Source organism: Crocosphaera sp. Alani8, from assembly GCF_038442745.1.
Lineage (GTDB): Bacteria > Cyanobacteriota > Cyanobacteriia > Cyanobacteriales > Microcystaceae > Crocosphaera.
Genome location: NZ_JARVCN010000498.1, coordinates 1 through 17,470 on the forward strand (window position 1 = coordinate 1; position 17,470 = coordinate 17,470).

General features: G+C 38.8%; 11 protein-coding genes. 8 read left to right on the forward strand and 3 right to left on the reverse strand.

Annotated elements, in window-relative coordinates:
* Nucleotides 1–39 precede the first annotated feature (39 nt).
* From P9B04_RS24825 to P9B04_RS24840, 4 genes are all read left to right on the forward strand, one after another.
* Complete coding sequence (locus tag P9B04_RS24825) at nucleotides 40–795, forward strand: hypothetical protein (RefSeq protein ID WP_342057632.1); 756 nt, start codon at nucleotides 40–42, stop codon at nucleotides 793–795.
* Between the two features lie 271 nt (nucleotides 796–1,066).
* Entirely contained in the window at nucleotides 1,067–2,116 is a 1,050-nt protein-coding gene (locus P9B04_RS24830; protein WP_342057633.1) for a fatty acid desaturase, read from the forward strand.
* A 340-nt stretch (nucleotides 2,117–2,456) separates the two neighbouring features.
* Nucleotides 2,457–4,805, forward strand: coding sequence for a heavy metal translocating P-type ATPase (locus P9B04_RS24835; RefSeq protein ID WP_342057634.1), 2,349 nt, complete (start codon nucleotides 2,457–2,459; stop codon nucleotides 4,803–4,805).
* 147 nt (nucleotides 4,806–4,952) lie between these two features.
* The gene (locus P9B04_RS24840; RefSeq protein WP_342057635.1) at nucleotides 4,953–5,411 is read left to right on the forward strand and encodes an FHA domain-containing protein; all 459 of its coding nucleotides are present in this window, start codon (nucleotides 4,953–4,955) and stop codon (nucleotides 5,409–5,411) included.
* Here P9B04_RS24840 and P9B04_RS24845 read toward each other — a convergent pair.
* On the reverse strand, nucleotides 5,408–5,755 hold the full coding sequence (locus P9B04_RS24845; protein ID WP_342057636.1) for a hypothetical protein: 348 nt from the start codon (nucleotides 5,753–5,755) through the stop codon (nucleotides 5,408–5,410). The two genes, P9B04_RS24840 and P9B04_RS24845, sit on opposite strands and share 4 nt — an antisense overlap.
* Nucleotides 5,756–5,809: 54 nt before the next feature.
* Between P9B04_RS24845 and P9B04_RS24850 the strand changes: the two genes are divergently transcribed.
* The 3 genes from P9B04_RS24850 to P9B04_RS24860 are packed head-to-tail and all read left to right on the forward strand — an operon-like array spanning nucleotide 5,810 to nucleotide 8,535.
* Nucleotides 5,810–6,745 (forward strand): DNA polymerase III subunit delta', encoded by a 936-nt coding sequence (locus tag P9B04_RS24850; protein WP_342057637.1) that lies wholly within the window; start codon nucleotides 5,810–5,812, stop codon nucleotides 6,743–6,745.
* A gap of 30 nt (nucleotides 6,746–6,775) precedes the next feature.
* Nucleotides 6,776–7,552 (forward strand): pseudouridine synthase, encoded by a 777-nt coding sequence (locus P9B04_RS24855; protein ID WP_342057638.1) that lies wholly within the window; start codon nucleotides 6,776–6,778, stop codon nucleotides 7,550–7,552.
* 5 nt (nucleotides 7,553–7,557) lie between these two features.
* Entirely contained in the window at nucleotides 7,558–8,535 is a 978-nt protein-coding gene (locus P9B04_RS24860) for a helix-turn-helix domain-containing protein (protein WP_342057639.1), read from the forward strand.
* Between the two features lie 19 nt (nucleotides 8,536–8,554).
* On the opposite strand, the gene P9B04_RS24865 is transcribed toward P9B04_RS24860, so the two are convergent.
* Both P9B04_RS24865 and shc read right to left on the reverse strand, forming a co-directional pair.
* Nucleotides 8,555–9,097, reverse strand: a complete 543-nt coding sequence (locus tag P9B04_RS24865) for a cytochrome (protein WP_342057640.1) — start codon at nucleotides 9,095–9,097, stop codon at nucleotides 8,555–8,557.
* Between the two features lie 165 nt (nucleotides 9,098–9,262).
* Nucleotides 9,263–11,188, reverse strand: coding sequence for a squalene--hopene cyclase (shc, locus tag P9B04_RS24870; RefSeq protein WP_342057641.1), 1,926 nt, complete (start codon nucleotides 11,186–11,188; stop codon nucleotides 9,263–9,265).
* A gap of 469 nt (nucleotides 11,189–11,657) precedes the next feature.
* Between shc and P9B04_RS24875 the strand changes: the two genes are divergently transcribed.
* Nucleotides 11,658–17,470 (forward strand): DUF4347 domain-containing protein (locus P9B04_RS24875; RefSeq protein WP_342057642.1); only part of this gene is annotated, 5,813 nt, incomplete at its 3' end.

Consider the following 17,470-nt stretch of genomic DNA (forward strand, 5'->3'; position numbering starts at 1 on the left):
ACTTGAGTCAGTGAACCAAGAATCCCCCGAATTATATTCGTGGGGAGTGTCAAAAGATCTGAGCCATTTGGTAGTCTCGGCGGACCAGACATTACCGTCAATGCCGCTTTAGCCGCCGTGTATGGACTCAAACATGCTTGGTTCCAAAAGTGGTGTGTTCATCTACGTTTGCGTCCAGAAGTGTATGCACAACGTTTAGAGTTATTCCGACGGGGTACTTTTGGTCAGCTTTTTGATCCAACCTTCAAACAATTATTTGGGAAGGGGGCAGACGTTTGGGAGAAAACCAAGGTACGCGATCGCATCATTCAACATAACAAACTACAAAATATCAAGTTTGGTAGAGGAGACAAAGAAGGAACTTTATTGTTACCGATGGCCTTTCCAGAAGGTTCTCCGGCGCACCCTTCCTATCCAGGAGGACACTCTGCATTTATTGCCGCTGGTGCTACTATCGCCAAGGCATTTTTTGTCGATGAGCCTATTGCCAGTCCCGTAGTTCCCACTGCCGATGGTCAAGGGTTGACTGCCTATACAGGGGGTGAAACCTTAACAGTTCACGGGGAACTCAATAAGCTTATTGCTAACGTTACCCTATTCCGAGATGGTGCAGGAATGCACTGGCGTACAGATGGTACTACTTCCGGAGCTTCTGGACTTCACACTCCCACTGGTGGCAACGTATTAGGAGAAATAATGGCTGTCAGTATGTTGCGCGATATTAAAGAGACTTATCGCGAAGAAGTGAGAGATTTTTGTTTCAACGGTATCAGAGGAAACAAAATAACTATTTAATGGCAAGACTCCTAATCTCAAAAAAAGTATCTCTTGGCACGGGTACTTACTAGATACCAACCTGAGATTAAATACAAATTCTATAGTAACAGGATGTTGTTTCCTAACCTTATCTTAAAGACAAAAATCCATTTCTCTGTTGAAGTAAAAATTCACAGAGAAATTATTTTTTGTGTATTTTATAAACGAGGTGTTAAGTAGTATAATAAGTAAAATTAAGAAAATTTAAGTTTTTTCTCACCTTAGTTACAAAAAGGAGATCCGAGACTGAATGCAGCAACCAATGACCTCCCCCAGGCCAGAACCGAAAGTGGTAGATCTACCCTTTACATTAAAAGACGTTAGAGAAGCCATTCCACCCCATTGTTTTGAATCATCTGCCATAAGATCTTTGGCTTATTTTTTTTGGGATATTTTTGTAGTATCCGTTCTTTATGCGATCGCTAATTATTTAGATTCTTGGTTTTTTTGGCCTATTTTTTGGGTAATGCAAGGAACCATGTTTTGGGCATTGTTTGTTATCGGACACGATTGTGGTCATGGTTCATTTTCTCGCTACAAATGGTTAAATAATCTCGTTGGCCATCTGTCCCATACGGCTATTTTAGTTCCGTTTCACGGTTGGCGCATCAGTCATCGCACCCATCATAAAAACACAGGGAACATTGATACGGACGAAAGTTGGTATCCTATTACAGAGTCTAAATATAATCAGATGTCGTGGTTAGAAAAATTTGCCCGTTTTAAACTGGTTTTATTTCTTTATCCTATCTATTTATTCAAACGTTCTCCAGGGAGAAAAGGAAGTCATTTTCATCCCGATAGTGATTTGTTTCGTCCTTCTGAAAAATGGGATGTTTTAACCAGTACCATTTGGTGTACTTCCATGATAGCTTTATTAGGATTTTTAACTTATCAATTCGGTTTTATTTGGCTACTTAAATACTATCTAGGTCCCTACATTGTTTTTGTAATCTGGTTAGATTTAGTAACCTTTTTACACCATAGTGATCCCGATGTTCCTTGGTATCGAGGTAAAGATTGGTACTTTTTGAAAGGGGCTTTATCTACGGTAGATCACGATTACGGCTTTATTAACGATATTCATCATAATATTGGTACCCATGTTGCTCATCATATCTTTTTAACCATGCCTCACTATCATTTAAAAACAGCAACAGAAGCGATTAAACCAATTTTAGGAGAACATTATCGTAAGTCTGATCACTCTATCATGGAAGCCTTTACGCGGGGTTACAACAACTGTTATGTAGTTCCCGATGAAGGCGGAAAAGTTTACTATGAACCTAGAGAAATTTAAACTTTCATTATCTAGGTAAGTAAGGTAAATACCTAACATAAAAAATAAGATTTAACTAATCAAATAGAGGGGGAGATATTGGTAATATATCTTCCTTTTCTTATTAAAAATCTCCAATTACAGCAATTTACAATTTATTAAAGTACACTTTTAAAAAATTATCTCTTCCCCTTTCCCTGTTCCCTGTTCCCCAAAGTTGTTAGTTAACTCTTCTGGGTTCAAAATATGAGGAAAACATAAATTTAAAGCTAAATGACGTTGGAAAATTTATGGATATCCTAGAATTGAAGAAATGATGTTGATGATAGCAAAAGATAGTGATCTTTGATAACAGCAAAGTATGATACAACTCTCTTCAAAACCAGAATCAAAAACCACTCAACCCTCAACAGAAACCGTTACCCTCGATGTACAGGGCATGAAATGTGCAGGTTGTGTAAAATCAGTAGAAAGACAACTCACACAACAACCTGGAGTTATTTCGGCTTGTGTGAATTTAATTACAGAAGTAGCGGTGATCGATTATGAACCGCAGACAATTCAACCAGAAACTTTAGCGGAAAAACTGACTAAAATTGGCTTTTCTTCCGACATTCGCACCTCACAAAGTCTCACCCCTAAACAAATCCATTTTAACCAGAGTCAAAAGCGAGAAGCAGAAGCCAAACAACAAAAAATTAATCTAGTTACAGCAGCTATCCTCTTAACCTTCTCAACCCTGGGGCATTTAGAACATTTTGGGGGGCCAACTCTTCCCCTTATCAATAGCTTATGGTTTCATTGGGGGTTAGCTACCATCGCCCTATTAATTCCTGGTCGAGAGATTATTGTAGACGGTTGGCGAGGACTTTCCCACGGCATGGCGAACATGAATACCTTAGTAGGTTTGGGAACCCTCAGTGCCTATATTACTAGCTGTGTGGCTTTTCTATTCCCCAGTTTAGGTTGGGAATGCTTTTTCGATGAACCGGTGATGTTATTGGGGTTCATTCTTCTAGGGCGCACCCTAGAAAAACAAGCCAGAAACCGAGCCTCTTCAGCCTTAGAAGCCTTAATTGCCCTACAACCATCCTTAGCCAGATTGGTGGGTGATCCCTTCTCCGATGATAGTTCTAGCATCGAAATTCCCGTAGAACAAGTGCGTGTGGGAGAATATGTCAAAGTATTACCCGGAGAAAAAATACCCGTGGATGGGGAAATTGTTGTGGGGAAAACAGCCATCGACGAATCTATGGTTACAGGAGAATCTTTGCCCATAGCCAAAAACCCAGGAGATCGGGCGATCGCAGGAACCATTAACCATTCTGGGATGATTACCCTCAAAACCACAGAAGTGGGTGCAGATACCACTTTAGCCCAGATTATCGCCTCTGTGGAAACAGCCCAAACCCGTAAAGCACCCATTCAACAGTTAGCAGATACAGTGGCTGGCTATTTTGCCTACGGAGTGATGACTTTAGCCTCCTTAACCTTTTTATTTTGGTATGTTCTGGGAACCCATTGGTATCCCCAAGTCCTAAACCCTAGTCAAACCCAGATGCTTATGGGGTCAACATCCCCGTTATTACTCAGTTTAAAACTAGCGATCGCCGTTTTGGTGGTAGCTTGTCCTTGTGCATTGGGTTTAGCCACTCCCACCGCTATTTTAGTGGGAACTAGCATCGGATCAGAACGGGGACTGTTAATCAAAGGGGGAGATGTGCTAGAAAAAGTCCATCAACTGGAAGGGGTGATTTTCGACAAAACAGGAACCCTAACCGTCGGACATCCTACCGTAACCGATTGTATTCCCTTCGGAGATATCTCTAATGAATCCTTACTACAACTAGCAGCAACCGTAGAAAGCGGAACCAATCATCCTCTAGGGATAGCCATCCTCGAAAAAGCCCAAGAACAGGGATTATCCTTATTATCTGCTACGGACTTTTATACAGAAGCAGGATCGGGGGTAGAAGCAACCGTAGAAGGTAAAACAGTTTGGTTAGGTAATCAGAGATGGTTAGAGGAAAAAGGATTAACCAGGGATCAAGATCAAACAACCATTACTAACCCCTTAACCCAAGCCGGTAAAACAGTGGTTTATTTAGGGGTAGAAGGGTCAATCAAAGGCGTTCTAGCTCTTAAAGACAACCTAAGACCTGATGCCCAAGAAACCGTCTCAGAACTACAAAAACGGGGCTTAGAGGTAATTTTGCTCACAGGGGATCACCCCCAGGTAGCCCAAACCATCGCCAGTCAAGTGGGTATTACTGAAGTGTTTGCCGAAGTTCCTCCCAGTGGCAAAGCGGCGATAGTCGAGAAGTTACAAAGTAGCAAAAAAGTTGGTATGGTGGGGGATGGCATCAACGACGCACCAGCCTTAGCACAAGCGGATCTCGGTATCTCCTTACAAGGTTCAACCCAAGTGGCCATAGAAACAGCAGATATCGTCTTAATGAGCGATCGCCTTTCAGACGTAATCGCAGCTATGGACTTGAGTTTAGGAACTTTTAGGAAAATTCGCCAAAATCTCCTCTGGGCGCTGGGTTATAATACGATAGCTATCCCTTTGGCTGCGGGAATTTTGTTGCCTAGTTTTGGCTTAATCCTCAGCCCGGCACTAGCAGCAGGGTTTATGGCGTTTAGTTCCGTAACAGTAGTGACTAATTCTCTACTACTCCGTTATCAATTTTTCCACCACCAACAGTAGAATTAAATCAGGGTGTTTAATAGAGATTTGATAATATCTCAATCAAACATCCTCAGCAACCATTATTAGGAGAACGTGAACATTTCTATGTCCTTGTTTCCTTTTTTGAGACAATGGTAAGCACTCCAATTTAAACCCAGTTTAGTGATGGCTGAAAAATCTGTACTCCCTCAACGAGAACATTTCTTGATTATCGAGGATGACAAAGGCAGACAGGAAGTATTATTGCGAGAACCCACCTATAGTATGGGGCGATCGCAACATTGTGATATTCGTCTCCGTTCTCAGTTCGTCTCTCGCCATCATGCGACCCTTTATCGACGTATTGGAGAGGATGGATCAAGCTATTATCGTATTGTTGATGGGGATTTTCAAGGAAAACGGAGTGTTAATGGCTTGTTGATCAATCAGGCTAAGATTAAACAAGACTCTCACGATCTTCAAGACGGGGATGAGATTGTTTTCGGTCCCCAGGTATTTGCCATTTACCAGCACCGACAACGAGACAAGTTCCCCACCTTACCTAATAACGATCCCTTTGACATTACCCTGATTGACCCCTCTATGATAGATTATGACGAAGACACCAAACCAAACGCGGACTAACCGAGTACGGTGCTAGTAGAACGCCACTCCTGACTTTGTTCTAGAGTTTCTTGCAGTTGTTGAAATTTTTGTTGACAGTGATTGTCGGTATTTAAAGGTAATTCGTCATTTTTCACCACAAAGGTGACAGGAACCTCGTTAGTTTTAGCAACAGTGTTCTCGATTAAAATTTCCACGCTAACTATTTTAGAAAAGGGAACTTTTCCGGGTATTTCTTTAGCCATTAGATAACCATTGGTTTGATAAACTACCCCGAAATCAGATGATTCTAATACTTGAGTTAGTAAGACAGGAACTTGCTCTAAGGGAGCATTAGCAATGAAAGAAGATGTATAGCGAGCCATAGATGTTATCCCTAATATATAGACTGTTAATTGAATTGTGGCCATCTTATAAAAATGAATCATTTTCGACAACTGATAGGACAACCGGCTGGGGTTGCTTTACTGCAAGAGGCGATCTCTAAAAATCGTGTTGCACCTGCCTATCTTTTTGCTGGGCCTCATGGTGTAGGACGATCTTTAGGGGCTAAATGTTTTACACAGTTACTATTGTCTTTGGGTTTATCGGAGGAAAAGCAAGCTAAACTGAAAAAAAGGGTACTCCAAAGAAATCATCCTGACTTGTATTGGGTTGAACCCACTTATTTGCACCAGGGACAATTATTAACAGCAAAAGAAGCCGAAGAAAGCGGACTCAAACGAAAAGCCCCTCCTCAAGTTCGTATCGAACAAATTCGTGATATCACTCAATTTTTGAGTCGCCCTCCTTTAGAAGCATCTCGTTGTGTGGTGGTCATAGAAGCAGCAGAAACCATGACGGAAGCTGCTGCCAATGGTTTATTAAAAACCTTAGAAGAACCGGGGAAAGCAACCTTAATTTTGATTGCTCCTGGGGTTGACGCTTTATTACCCACCTTGGTTTCCCGTTGCCAAAAAATTCCTTTTTATCGTCTTTCTACTGCTGATGTCAAAACAATTTTAGGGCGATTGGGTTACGAAGAAATTGTCACCCATCCCGATATTATCGGTTTAAGTCAGGGTAGTCCAGGGGTAGCCATCGCCGCTTGGCATCAACTACAAAATATCCCTTTTGAACTGCGACAAAAGTTACGAGAGTTGCCTACAAATTCTTTGTCTGCTTTACAATTAGCCAGGGAAATCACCACAGAATTAGACAATGATGCACAATTATGGTTAATTAATTATTTACAATATTCGTCCTGGCAAAAATCTCGCGATCAGCTATTTTTAGAAAAATTGGAAGTTGCTAAAAAACAACTTTTAAGTTACGTACAACCTCGTTTAGTTTGGGACTGTTTATTAATCCAGTAATCAGTATGTTCAATATTGAGGAAATCAGTAATGGTTGAAAGGGTACAAAAAATTTTATCTCAATGGGGGATTGCTTCCCGTCGTCGTGCAGAAGATATGATAGTGGCAGGACGAGTCAAGTTGAACGGGAAAATAGTAATATTAGGGGATAAAGCAGATACCAGTTGCGATCGCATAGAAATAGACGGCAAGCTTATTAAACCCAGTCAAAAACCGAAATTAATTTATATTTTGCTCAATAAACCTGTGGGTGTAGTATGCACCTGCGATGATCCTCAAAATCGAACTATTGTTATAGATTTATTACCGAAAAAATTAACCCGGAGAACAGGTATCCATCCCGTAGGAAGACTCGATTTTAACTCTTCTGGGGCATTATTATTAACCAATGATGGAGACTTAACCCTAAAATTAACCCATCCTCGTTATCATTTACCCAAAACCTACGAAGTGTGGGTTAAAGGATATCTTCACGAAGAAATGTTACAACAATGGCGCGAAGGTGTTATGCTAATGGGCAAAAAGACTCTACCTGCTCAAGTGGAGTTAATTAATCGTCGTCCTCAAGAAACTCGCCTAAAAGTAATTCTTACAGAAGGCAGAAATCGTCAAATTCGTCGTATTGTTCAACAACTGGGTTTCCAGATACTCAGACTGCACCGTACCGCTATCGACTCACTCTTTCTCTCTCCTACCCATGAAAATAGCTTACCTACCGGACATTATCGTTTGCTTACTCCCTCAGAAATTTATGTTCTCAAACATCGTGCCAACCTTATCATTGAAAGGAAAGGAAAGCTGATTTAATCGATATGTCCAGGAAACAATCATCAATCAATTCTCCTCAGCAAGATAGAGATCTCACCCAAGAATCTTATGATCACATTCCTGTGGTGGGTGAAGATAGTGCATGGAAACAAGTATGGGGGAAATTGATACTAAATGGCTATCAAACCAACGAAGAGCCGACTGAGAGTTCAGACTCTTCTAAAAATGCCAAAAAAATACTTTATTTGAAACGATTGCTCCAGTTCTTCTCTAAATTTTCCCGAGGAACTAAACATCATTTCAATCCCAAACAGTTACAGAAAGAAATATTAAAAGAGATTGGTCAGAAATTATCTGATGAAAGAAAAAAACAAGGGTTAACTCTTGAGTTAATTGCCAATGAAACTCATATTGCTTTGAGTTTATTAAAAGCTATTGAAAGGGGAGAAATCGAAGAACTACCGGAGGCCATTTACACCCGTAGTTTTATCAGGAAGTTTGCTGATTTCTTAGGTTTAGATGGCAGAAGTTTATCTGAAAGTTTTCCTTTAGATAACCATTCAAAGTCTAAGAGTTATTCACGATTAAACTTCTTGCTCCCAGTTCTACAATTTCGTCCCATTCATCTTTATTTCTTCTATATTATTATAGTTATTTTTTCAGTTCAAAGTATTTCTAATACCCTAAAAAGGGCTTCTTTAGAAGGAGCAATAGAACAAATACCGACTCCTGTAACTGTATCTCCATCTGAGTCCCAGCCTCTGAAAAAAACAGTAACAATCAAGGTTGAAAGTAAGGGAGAATCAACCCTAAAAGTTACAGCAGACGGGAAAACCATCTTTAATGGGACAATAAAAAAGGAAACTCAAAAAACTTGGGAGGCAGATAAAAATATTACTCTTGAAGCAAGTAATGCCGGTGTAATTTTAGTAACCTTTAATAACCAGAACCCAGAGCCATTAGGTAAACTTGGAGAAAATAAAAAAATAACCTATTCCCTTACTAATATCTCCCATGAATAACAGAAACCTATTATTATAATTATGGTGCATCTTCCCATTGTGAACTTAAGGTACGATAGTTAAAATCTGGGATTCCAGGATGGCATCCAATACAGGTTTTTGCTGTAATAGATTCGTTAAACTCTACACGGGGGTGAAGAATCGTAAAATATTGAGATTGTTCGATGTAGTAGGGTATGGGTGAACCCTTAAGCAAAATGGGGCGAGAGTTTGTTTTTAAATAATCCCAGATCAAAACTTGAGTCAAACGAATCATATTAGGTACTGATGTACCGTAATGCTTTTGAGGGTTTTCTAGAAGTTGTTGCCAGGTTTCTGTGGGTAAAACTTCCGCAGGAATGGGGACATGACATCCGGCACAGGTTGAAACATAGAGTTCCTTTCCTGCTTCTACGGTGGGACGATTGGGGTCAAGTTGAGCTAAAGTATGGGTAGGGTTTGCTCCCAATGCTCGGTTAAAAGCCCAACCCACACTCATACACCATAGAAGAATAGCTAAAGAAATTACTAAATATAAAAGATTGGAGCGTTTAAAACGAAATAATCTTGCAATTTTAAACATATTTTATAAAAACTGTACTTATAGAATGTTTATCCGTTGGGTCATCGGATTATGACCTTTATCTTAATCAATTAAAAGTCAGAAAGCAATAGTTAAGGGTTTAGCAATGCCAAACCCTTAAAAGTTAAATCATCTTATCTCTTGTGTTAGAAGAAAGAACAATCATTATTTATTCTCTATTATTCTTTGATAACGTCCTAAAGCAATCAGGGGAAAATAATGACGATAAAAATGATAACGGATGTAAAAATGACCAGGAAAACCAGTGCCTGTAAACTCTAATTCTTCCCAGGTTCCTTCCTCATTTTGGGTGTTTAATAAATAGTTAATTCCCCGTTCGATGGCATCAGTTTGAAAATGGTTTAATGCCTCTCCTGCATCCAATAAACCAATCAAAGACCAAGCGGTTTGGGAAGGGGTACTAACTCCTTTTCCTTTCAGGGTTGGATCATCATAACTCCGACAAGTTTCTCCCCACCCTCCATCTTTATTTTGGCAACTTAATAACCAATTAATTCCCCGTTTCATTGCCAATCGATGTTTTTCGGGGTTAATAACAGCTAATGCAGATAATACTCCACTGGTTCCATAGATATAGTTTACACCCCAACGACCAAACCAACTGCCATCTTTTTCCTGCTCTTTGTAAAGATAATTTAGGGCTTTATTGAGGCGATCGCCTTTTATTTCTAGATCGCAACTTCCTAACATTTCGACTACCCTAGCCGTCACATCTGCGGTATTGGGATCGATCATTGCTTTTAAATCTCCGTAAGGAATTTCGTTTAACCAAGCTTGATCGTTATCTACATCAAAAGCTGCCCAACCGCCCTCTTTACATTGCATAGTTTCTATCCATTGTAAACAGCGATTAATTGCTGCTTTTTTACGAGCTTCATCCGGTAACTTTATGCCATCCAATGCCATTACTACCGTAGCAGAATCGTCGAGATCGGGGTAGAAACGATTAGTAAATTCAAAAGCCCAACCTCCAGGTTTTCCTGCTTTATTTTTAACTGCCCAATCCCCATACTCAAGGACTTGTTTATTTAATAACCATTTTCCTGCTTTTACTAAAGAAAAATGATCTTTTGGTAAGCCCGAATCTGTCAACGCTCTTACGCACCATGCTGTGTCCCATACGGGAGAAACACAAGCTTGTACCCGATAAGTATCATTTTCTTCGATAGAAAAGCGATCAATTGCTTCAAAGGCAAGTTGAACAGATGGATCACTAACATTGTAATTCAGGGTACGAAATGCCAACAAAGAATTCAACATTGGGGGCATAATTCCTCCCCAATCTCCTGTTTCTTGTTGATGGTTTAACATCCATTTTTGAGCGGCTTCGAGTCCTTCTTTTCTGAAGGGAACAAGATCTAGTTGTTCGGCAAATTTAAAGACCTTATCTAGCTCTAAAAAAATGTCGCCCCAATTGTTATTTTTGGGTAGTTCATACTTGACATTTTCCACTCCTTCTGTGTATAGTTCGTCTAGTTTAAAGACAGTATCAACAGAAAAAATAGGCTTATTATTAAAAACAATAATTAGGGGAACAGTGCTTTCTCTTGCCCAGCTTGCCATTTCGTAGATAGTAAAGGGAAAACTATCAGGAAATAACATAATCCAGGAAGGAATGGAGGGAATTCCCTTCCAGTCATAACAACCAATTAAAGCAAGATGAAACTTAGTAAAAATTCGGGTTTTGCTAATACCTCCTTTACTAGTAATAAAATTTTTTGCGCGAATTAAAGCCGGATCATTTTGTGGAACTCCTAATAAACGTAACGCCATGTATGCTTCTACAGAGGTGCTAATTTCTCCACCGTCTCCATAGAAGAGTTCCCAACCGCCATGTTCCCGTTGTTGTTGACGTAAATAAGCTTCTATTTTTTGTAAGGGAAGGGTTTTGTCCGTTCCCCAAATTTTATGAACTAAAACCGTTTCAGCCGTTAAAGTAATATTAGACTCCAATTCTGCGCACCAGTACCCTTGAGGATATTGTGAAGACAACAGGTAATTTTGGCTGGCAGTGATAGCATCTTTGAGAGATAAAGACGATTTTTGGGTTAGTATATCTCGCGTTTGCATAAATGATTCCGTTACACTCCTTACATATTTCTATAGGTTAGCAAGGAACTGAAAAAGTGGGGGGATTTATAGGTAAATGATGATATTTATAGTTTCTAAAATTTATATTAAGATTTAGCTCAGACGTAGCAAGCAAATAAGATTTTTACACTTGAAACAATAAGTTTTTATTTTAATGATTATGAAAAGTTTGGTAGAACCAGAAAAAGTAGCTAAATTAGCAGTGGACAAAAGTTCTACGGGTTGACACCACTTGACATCTCAATCAAGGTAACACTACATTAACGAACTAGTAGAAACACTTAAGTAATTAACTACATTTTGGCAAGAATTTGGATAATTACACAATAAAAATTGTCCAGAATTCATCATATTCTCTCTAGTATATCTCCTAATTATATACCCCTCTAAATACTTACTAGGGATTGTTACTTAGGAGAATTGATTATCCTATTCAGAATAATTAAAGATGAATAATAATTCTCCATCTTCCCTAGAAATCCTATTTATTGATACCTCAGTTGAAGATTCTTCCCATCTTATTGCCGGGATAAACCCTTCTCAACCAGGGGGACAAATGATGGTTGTCCCTTTCGATGAAACAGAAGATGGTATCGAACGAATTACACAAACCCTAGAACAATACGAAGAAGCGATCGCAGCTATCCATATCGTCGCCCATGGTGACGCAGGAAACATACATCTAGGTAATAATGACTTAAATACGGATTATCTCAACCACAACCACGACGAGTTAACCGGTTGGGGGAACGCTTTAACGGATCACGGTGATATCCTCATCTATGGTTGCAATGTCGCTGAGGGAACCATCGGTAATCAATTCATTAATCAATTATCTAATCTCACAGATGCTGATGTTTCTGCTTCTGATGATTTAACAGGAAATAGCGACTTAGGAGGAGATTGGGATCTCGAAGTAAAGACAGGAGAAATCGCAGCCGGGTTAGCTTTTGATGAGGTTACTCTCAATAGTTATCAAGCTACATTAGTCACATTAACTATCAAGAATGATAGCTCACAATGGGGTCAACAAGGTACGGAAAATGTTGAGACAATTGATTTTTCTGGTGTCGAAAACGGTGTAGAAATCACCTATCAAAATGGAGATAATAATGCCAATACCTTTGCTCTTACTAAACAAGATACTGATCAACAAATAACTGCAGCAGAACGAGATGATCTAACTTTTATTGGTAATAATGATACTGATACTAAACTAGACTTATCTAACCTCAACACTAACAAAACATTTACCGTTGTTGATAATGATAATAATAATGATAATGATCCTGTTATGGTTAAATATACAGTAGCAGCTACAGAAAAAACCTTAACAGTTAGTGACATTAACACCATTGAAGCTGGTTATCGTAATACCAATAGTCTCGATCTATCTGATGTTACCTCAAATATTACCTTTACCCTAAAAAAAGACAACAGTATCTCTGTTGCTTACGGAACACAATCCCTAACTTTTAAAAATATTGACAACCTAACAGGTGGACAAGGAAAAAATACTTATATCTTTGAGCAAGGAGCAGTTTTAAGTCGCACATTAACCGGCGGAGCTAACGCCCAAGATGATACTACTATTAACGAAATTATTTATACAGGATCAGATGAGCGAAACATAATTTTTACAGGAGAAAAATCAGGAACTGCCGATGGATTAATTGATTCAGGATTTAGTAAAATAGCTAAAGTAACCACAGGAAGCGGGATAGATAATATTACTGGTTTGGGAGGCAATGATGAGTTTATTGGTGGAAATAAAAATGATATTTTACTAGGTAATGGCGGAAATGATACTTTAAGCGGTGGTGCTGGTGATGATAGTTTAACCGGTGGTGCTGATGACGATAATTTAACAGGTGGTGCTGGTGATGACACTTATTTATTTGAAAATAATTGGGGTATTGACACCATTACTGATGTATCAGGAAGGGATAGTTTAGACTTTTCTGCGGTTACACAAAACCTAAACTTTACTATTAATAGTAATGGCTTTATTGTCCAATCAGGAAATAATACAGTTCATGGAGGTTTAGATGACCAAAACGTAAGTATTCCTATTCCTTCTATCAAGAATATTAGTGCTGGAAGTGGCGACAATACTTATACTATTACCGATAATTGGCAAGATAATATAATCTTAAATGATTTGGTAGGAAATAACGGGGCTTTGGGGAACAATTCTACCTTAGATTTGAGTCAAGTTACACAAGATTTAACGATAAAAATTGGTAGAGACATTTTACGCAATAGTCAGAAAGTTACAGTTTCTTATAGAGATAGAGATAATCAAAATGACATCTACAAAATAACTGCCTATGGGGTTGAGAATATCATAGGAGGTTTGGGAAAGAATACGTATGAATTTGAAGTAGTTATTGGGGCCAATATACAGGAAGCCTTACAAAGCATCACTAATCCTCAAAATAGTATCAATATCTTTAACTATAATCAAGGATTTGATGAAGCTGCGTTGGTTAATTTAGGAGCTACTTTAAACTCGGCAGATGTCATCTTGCAAGAAACTTCAACCAGTGTCTCGACTTTAAATAAAAGTCAATTAAGGATTTGGAGTAATGGGACAGAAGGAGACTTTGTCCTAGAAAATAAAGCAGAAGATAAAGTAGAAAGGACAGGAAATATTCCCTATAATGCTTCTGGTAATGACTTAGTTTTAGCCCTTAATGAACACGTTAATATTAGTAATGCCCAGTTAATTCAGGGAAATGGAACTGAACAAAATCCTTGGATTGTTACTTTTGATATCAGTAATAATAGTAGTGGATTTGATACTATCGATCAATTCACCCCTAAACCATCAAGCTTAAAAATAGATACTGATTTAGCCATTGCTCAACAGGATAATACTAATCTTACTCAAACCGTTTCTCATGAGGGAGATTCAGGAGACTTTGCTCTAACTTATGATGGTCAAACCACGGATAATATTCAATACAATGCTAAAGCAAAAGATGTAGAAAATGCCCTAGAAAATCTCACTAATGTTGCCGATGTTGATGTAACAGGAAAGGGAACCAATAATGACCCCTGGGTAATTACATTTGTGAAGATTATAAATAATAATGCAAACGAGGTTGATGCTACAGCAGGTAACACACAATTATTGCAAGGAAATGACACCTTAAAAATAACAGGAACTGCCAATATTTTAGCATCAAGAACCAGTCAATGGAAACTATGGACTAATACTACAGGAGGAGACTTAAGTTTAAATATAAATCAACAACAAGTTACCATTAACAATATTCAACGAAATTCGGGAACTCGGACTACCATTGCTACCGAATTACAAAACGTTTATCCCAACTCAACTATAGAAGTAGCAGGAATCGGTACATCAGATGACCCCTGGATAATTTCTATTACACCTCAATATCCTAACCAACCTTATATTATCCCTGACTCTCAATTCCTCTCCGTCGTCGATATTCCTAACCTCACCCCCATTAATATAGATGCAGAGTCAGCAAGTGGGGTTAATCAAGGGAATGCCGATGGGATACCCCAAACTGACGGAAAAATAAGCCAAATTAACGGTACTGATGAACCAGATAACATTTTTGCCGTCAATACTGCTCAAGCAGTTACCATCTCAGGAGGAGGAGACAGCGATCGCATCGAAGGAGGTAATTTAGGGGACAATATCTCTGGAGATGGAGGAGCGGATCTAATACGGGGATATGGAGGAGATGACACTATTTCTGGAGGAGCAGGAAAGGATACCTTAGAAGGAGGTAACGACAACGATCGCATTAGAGGGGGAGGTGAAGACGACTTAGTTAGAGGAGAATTAGGGAATGATGACTTATCAGGAAATGGAGGAAGCGATCGCCTGGAAGGGGGAGAAGGAAATGACACTATTGAGGGGGGAAATAACGACGACACCCTGATCGGTGGAGGAGGTAACGATGAGTTAAAAGGAGATGCTGGGAGTGATACTTATATTTTTGGAGATAACTGGGGTCATGACGTAGTAGAAGCGGTTCAATCCACTGAAAACAAGACTGAACAAAAATACACCCTTGATTTATCTAACGTTACCCAACAAGTTACCCATATTTTAAGCGACAATAACCTGATTTCAGCTACAGGAGAATGGGCTAAAGTTCAGTTAGATATTCCTAACGACGCTTTTCCAAATCTTTCTACATTCAGCCTCAAAGTTAATCAGGCAACTGTCAACGTTGATGTTAGTAGTAGCACCAATATTGACGACTTGGTAACCCTTCTTAATAATAATGAAGACTTTAAACGAGAAGGTCTAACAGCCAGTAAAAATAATAATACTTTAACTATTTCTCATCGCAGTTCTGTGGCGGAATTAACAGAGTTTTTCCTAAAGGATGATACTAATACAGCACTTACTGAAAATCTCAAACCTTTTGGGGCTTTATCCTTAGAAACACCCCAAGAAAATCTCAGAGGGTTCACTGCTTCTTCAGGGCAAGTTCGTTTAAGAACATTGGGATTTGTCAATGGACAATCAGCACAAGGAGAAGCCGATATTGCTGCCAATGATAATAACCTAGAACAAGCAAGTGTTACTGTAGAAGCAGAAAATATTTTAAACGGTGATTATAAATTTATAACCAGTACCTTTAGCACTCAATTAAATAAAGAATTAAAACTAAATTTAATCATTACAGGAAGAATTCATAATAATAATATTCCCACAACAGAACAATATACTATAACAATTCCTGCCAATTCAACCACTACCCAAGTGGATCTGATGGAGGAAATTAATAAAAGTTTAGTAACTGCTAGAGACGACATGGATATGGATATGAATAATGACGTTGACATTAGTAATTTTGTGGAAGCTGACTTAGTTGGTTCTATAACTGGTTTCCGTAAACTGACCTTTAAAGTGAAACGTGATAACCAAGATGATCAAAAAGTATTGAATGAAAATGGGGAAGAAGTATTTACACAAGCAAGTATAAAAATTCTCTCCCCTGAATTAACAAATTCCATCACAGCAGGGATAGGAGATAATGGACAAGAATCCTTAAGAAATATAGAGAAAATAGTAGCTAGTGCTGGTGATAATACCTTTATTTTTGGTAATGATTGGGGAACTAAAAAAGTATTTTCTGAATTCACCCCCAATTCACTCCTTGCCACATCTAATCGCAATCAAACCATAACCATTGACACAGAATTAATTAGTAAAAATGGTCATAATTTAGTATTAGATTTTCGTGCCGTTAGTAAAGAATTAGAATTTGTATTTAAAGGAGAAAACGATGGTAGTACCAGCTTAACTATTAAGAAAGTAGCCGAAATAGAAGATCGGGGGGGACTCGGTCTACTAACCGCATTAGAGGTGGCGGATATTCCCAGTGCAGGAAGTTCCTTCTTCGACTTAGGATATAACGAAATAGTAATCACTCATATTGATGAGAATACAACCATTTATGGGGGTAGAAACGACAATTCGTTTGTCCCAGAAGAAGACGTTTTATTCACAGGAAATATTTACGGTGGACAAGGATTTAAACCCTATTTTACCGCCGATGGAGTAACAGGTTTCTTAGATCGGGTAGATTCATTTTTAGGAGGAGACTTTGAAGCAATTATCCCCGAAAGAGTCAGCAATACCCTAGATGTTTCAGGAAGATCCGGCACCAGAGAAAGTAGTTCCGAAAAAGATTATGGTGACGAATTATTCTCTCCTAACTTTGTTAATATAGGCAACACCATTATTAATAAATTTCAAAACAGAGAAAGCACTGATATCAGAAGTAGTATTTATAGTTTCTCTGATAAGAGCTTAGGAGACGACTTCTTAGCCGGAGATGTGCGCTACATTCAGAATGTTAATTATGGGAAAGGTCTCAATACTATAATTGGTAATGGGTTCACCAGTGAACCTGGCGCATTTGATGAATCAATCAGCGTTTTGGATCGAACCTTTGGTAGTAACGTCTTTTCCATCGGCGTAAATCCCATCTCAGCTACATTATCACCCATAGCCAATAATGGCTTCACAAAAGAGGGACTGAAAGATGTTGCAGCGGATAACTTATTCGGAGACTTGGGTGCTCATGTCATTTATGGGGGAACTGGAGCCGATACCTATAACTTTGAAGGAAAATGGGGGGCCACCGCCATCATAGAAACCCCCGATCTGGTTGTTAGCAATCAAGAAGGTAGCGCACTTCCCGAATTTTTCGTATCTTCTCAAAAAGCCAGGGGTCACTCGCTGCGAAAACTTAGGCCAAA

What these genes read in the sequence shown, in the direction of transcription:
- P9B04_RS24830 (WP_342057633.1), top strand. Translation starts at nt 1,067, where the DNA reads ATGCAGCAACCAATGACCTCCCCCAGGCCAGAACCGAAAGTGGTAGAT.
- P9B04_RS24835 (WP_342057634.1), top strand. Translation starts at nt 2,457, where the DNA reads ATGATACAACTCTCTTCAAAACCAGAATCAAAAACCACTCAACCCTCA.
- P9B04_RS24840 (WP_342057635.1), top strand. Translation starts at nt 4,953, where the DNA reads ATGGCTGAAAAATCTGTACTCCCTCAACGAGAACATTTCTTGATTATC.
- P9B04_RS24845 (WP_342057636.1), bottom strand. Translation starts at nt 5,755, where the DNA reads ATGGCTCGCTATACATCTTCTTTCATTGCTAATGCTCCCTTAGAGCAA.
- P9B04_RS24850 (WP_342057637.1), top strand. Translation starts at nt 5,810, where the DNA reads ATGAATCATTTTCGACAACTGATAGGACAACCGGCTGGGGTTGCTTTA.
- P9B04_RS24855 (WP_342057638.1), top strand. Translation starts at nt 6,776, where the DNA reads ATGGTTGAAAGGGTACAAAAAATTTTATCTCAATGGGGGATTGCTTCC.
- P9B04_RS24860 (WP_342057639.1), top strand. Translation starts at nt 7,558, where the DNA reads ATGTCCAGGAAACAATCATCAATCAATTCTCCTCAGCAAGATAGAGAT.
- P9B04_RS24865 (WP_342057640.1), bottom strand. Translation starts at nt 9,097, where the DNA reads ATGTTTAAAATTGCAAGATTATTTCGTTTTAAACGCTCCAATCTTTTA.
- shc (WP_342057641.1), bottom strand. Translation starts at nt 11,188, where the DNA reads ATGCAAACGCGAGATATACTAACCCAAAAATCGTCTTTATCTCTCAAA.